This window comes from Sphingomonas sp. LH128, assembly GCF_000293195.2.
Taxonomy (GTDB): domain Bacteria; phylum Pseudomonadota; class Alphaproteobacteria; order Sphingomonadales; family Sphingomonadaceae; genus Novosphingobium; species Novosphingobium resinovorum_A.
Map to the genome: position 1 here is coordinate 1 of NZ_ALVC01000334.1, position 2,858 is coordinate 2,858.

A 2,858-nucleotide genomic window follows, 5' to 3' on the forward strand; every position below is an offset into this window, starting at 1 on the left:
CATCGTCACCACCGCGCCCGACGTCACGCAGACCACCAACCTCGGCGGCTTCGTCAACCAGCGCGGGCTGTTTCGGCGGCAGGAACTGGCCGACGTGTTCCAGAAGGCGAAGATCCCCTCGGCGCAGAAGTGGTCGGCGCACGGGGCGGGCCAGCACATCGAACTGGGCATCGCCGAGAACAACTTCTTCATCATGCTCGCCTCGCTGGGGCTGGCCGGGCCGCACTTCGGCACGCGGCTGCTGCCGGTGGGGACGGTCTACGATCCGTTCATTTCGCGCGGGCTCGATGCACTGAACTACGGCTGCTATCAGGACTCGCGCTTCCTGCTGGTGGGTACGCCCTCGGGCCTGACGCTGGCGGCGGAGGGCGGCGCGCACCAGTCGATCAACACGCCGTTGATCGGCATGGGCCAGCCGGGGCTGACGGCCTTCGACCCGGCCTTCGCCGACGAACTGGCGCTCATCATGGGCTGGTCGTTCGACCACATGCAGCGCGAGGACGGCGGCTCGGTCTACCTGCGCCTCTCCACCCGCGCGATCCCGCAGGTGTCGCGCGAGAACGACGACTGGCAGGCCGATGCCTTGAAGGGCGGATACTGGCTGAAGAAGCCGGGTCCGGACGCGCAGGCGGCGATCGCCTTCTCCGGCGTCGTGGCACCCGAAGCGCTGGCGGCGTGGGAGCAACTGGCGGAGGATCTGCCGGGTATCGGTCTGCTCAACGTGACCTCGCCGGACCTGCTCCATCGCGGCTGGTCGGCGCGGCGGGCGGCGCGCTGGAACGGGCAGAAGCAGGCGCTGAGCCATGCGGAGACCTTGCTGGGCGCGCTGGCGCCGGGGGCGGGGTTGGTGACGGTATTGGACGGCTCGCCGGGCGCACTGTCATGGCTGGGCGGGGTCAAGGGCATGCGCGTCAGCCCGCTCGGCACCGACCGCTTCGGGCAGACGGGGGACCTCTACGATCTCTACCGGACTTACCGCCTCGATGCCGACGCCATCATCGACGCCGCCGCCGAACTTTTCCTGGAGGATTAAGCGCCTTCAGCGGCGAGGGGGCGCGGTCGATCCCCTCGTCACCAGGGTGCAGTCGAAGGTCTTCTTGCCGACTTCGCTGGTCTTCCTGAAGTCGAGGAGCAGCCGCACGGCTTCTTCGGCCATTTCGAAGATAGGCTGGCGCATCGTCGTCAGTTCCGGCCAGACGCTGCGGGCGATCCAGCTGTCGTCGAAGCCGACGACGGAGAGGTCGTCGGGTATCTTGACGCCCAGCTGCGCGGCGGCGGCGAAGACACCGGCGGCCATGTCGTCGTTCTCCGCGAAGATCGCGGTCGGCGGCTGGGGCGCGCGCATGATCTGCAGTCCGGCACCGATCCCGGAGGAAAACGTGAACTCGCCGGTGGCGGTGACGATGTCGGACGGGGCGTGGCCACGTTCCTCCAGCGCGGCGACGAAGGCTTCGCGGCGCCATTGGCTCGCGCCATGCGTCGCCGGGCCGTCGATGAGACCGAACCTGCGGTGGCCGAGGCCCCAGAGGTGGCGGACGAGATCGTGCACCGCCGCCGCGTCGTTCGAGCGGACGCTGGCGACTTCGGGATTGTCGCGGATCGGGGCGAGCAGGACGTAGGGCAGCTTGCGTGCGTCGAGGGCGGCGATCACGGCCGCGTTGTCGCAGGCGGGCGGGGTGACGACCATGCCGTCCAGGCGGGCGCTGGCGAGCAGGCCGTCCATGGTCTCACGGATGTTGCTGGCCGAGGTGTCGACGCTCTCGATGACAAGTTGGAAGCCCGCCGCGCGGCAGGCGGCATAAGCGCCGTTGAGGATCTGGAGGGTGTAGCCCGGGCTTGGGTTGTCGAACAGGATGCCGAGGAAGAACGAGCGCCCGGCCGCCAGCGCTCGCGCGGCGAAGTTGGGGCGGTAACCGAGTTCGGCGACGGCCTTGTCGACCTTGGCCTTGAGGTCGGGGCGGACGCTCGCTTCGTCGTTGATAACCCGGGAGACGCTTTTCATCGAGACGCCCGCCTGACGGGCAACGTCCATGATGGTGACCTTTTTCATTTCCCCCGGTGCGTCCTCAGATTGGCTTTGTGCATGGCCTCTGTTTCACCAAGCCCGCCCGAATGCAAGGCAATCGCCATCACGCGGGAAGCGGGTTCAGTATGAAGACAGCGTTGTATCAAGCAATCCTGTTAGCGGTCACGTTCTACCTGCAATCGCAAGCATCTTTTTTAATGACAGCGCTGTTTTTTGGAAATACATATGCAGCAGATCAAACGTCAGGCGCAATCTTCAAGCGCGCCGGCAGAGCGGGAGGGGACAGTGAGCGAATTCCTTGCAGTCGCTTCGGCGCAAAAGCCGGGCGAACCCGTGGCGGCGCGGCCGGGCGGAGAGCTTTGGGAGGGTTGATCCTCCCAGCAAGGCCGGTCGCACCCTCCTCCGCGACCGGCCTTGCAGAAACCCCCGCTTGATCTACGACCGCTCCCGACACGCAGCACAAGGAATTCCCAGTCATGGCGATGGCGCCGTCCACCAGCAGTGATCCGCAATTCGCCGAGGAAGTGCCCGGAGGCCACGTCGATGCGGCCGAGCTGCGCTATTTCGTGATGGCGCTGTTCTTCATCTTCGGCGGCATCACCAGCCTGAACGACGTGATCATCCCCAAGCTCAAGGAACTGTTCACGCTCAGCTACACGCAGGCGATGCTGGTGCAGTTCTGCTTCTTCACGGCTTATGCGGTGATCGGCATTCCGGGCGCGATGCTGGTGCGTAAGGTCGGCTACATGCGCGGCGCGGCTGCCGGCCTGGTGATCATGATTGCGGGCTGCCTGGCGTTCATCCCGGCCTCGCAGACCGCGAGCTACTGGCT

At 66.4% G+C, this 2,858-nt stretch carries 1 protein-coding gene and 2 pseudogenes; 2 read left to right on the forward strand and 1 reads right to left on the reverse strand.

The genetic code is table 11. The features are described 5' to 3' along the window. Positions 1-1,033 (forward strand): annotated as a pseudogene (locus LH128_RS23570) (transketolase); the annotation flags it as partial. A 6-nt stretch (positions 1,034-1,039) separates the two neighbouring features. Here the strand turns inward: LH128_RS23570 and LH128_RS23575 are convergent. Next, positions 1,040-2,050 (reverse strand): LacI family DNA-binding transcriptional regulator, encoded by a 1,011-nt coding sequence (locus tag LH128_RS23575; RefSeq protein WP_008832201.1) that lies wholly within the window; start codon positions 2,048-2,050, stop codon positions 1,040-1,042. Positions 2,051-2,502: 452 nt separating this feature from the next. Here LH128_RS23575 and LH128_RS23580 point away from each other — a divergent pair. Next, positions 2,503-2,858 (forward strand): annotated as a pseudogene (locus LH128_RS23580) (glucose/galactose MFS transporter); the annotation flags it as partial.